The following is a 538-nucleotide window of genomic DNA, read 5'->3' as shown; positions in this document are numbered from 1 at the left end:
GACCTATGACGACCTCGAGAACGCCATCGACACCATCAAGAAGCAGGTGCCGGACGACAAGCTCAAGGGCTACGTTCTGGATCTCCGCCTCAATCCGGGTGGTCTGCTCGACCAGGCGGTGAGCGTGTCCGATGCCTTCCTCAACCGCGGCGAGATCGTCTCGACGCGCGGCCGTGATCCCAAGGACGTCACCCGCTTCGACGCCAAGCCCAAGCAGGTTGACGACATCAACGGCAAGCCGATGATCGTTCTGGTCAATGGCGGTTCGGCCAGTGCATCCGAAATCGTCGCCGGCGCGCTGCAGGATCTGCGCCGTGTCACGGTGGTCGGCACGCAGTCCTTCGGCAAGGGTTCGGTGCAGACCATCATTCCGCTCGGCGAGAATGGTGCGCTGCGGCTGACGACGGCGCTCTATTACACGCCGTCCGGCAAGTCGATCCAGGGCAAGGGCATCACGCCCGACATCAAGGTCGACCAGCCGCTGCCGCCGGAACTGCAGGGCAGGGACCTGACGCGCGGTGAATCCGACCTCAAGGGC

1 protein-coding gene is annotated in these 538 nt (G+C 64.1%); it reads left to right on the top strand.

The features are described 5' to 3' along the window. A partial coding sequence (locus EN935_RS39615; protein ID WP_245489193.1) for a S41 family peptidase occupies positions 1 to 538 on the top strand: 538 nt, incomplete at both ends.

The organism is Mesorhizobium sp. M7D.F.Ca.US.004.03.1.1 (genome assembly GCF_003998635.1).
Lineage (GTDB): Bacteria > Pseudomonadota > Alphaproteobacteria > Rhizobiales > Rhizobiaceae > Mesorhizobium > Mesorhizobium loti.
This window is presented reverse-complemented; position numbering and strand designations above follow the sequence as displayed.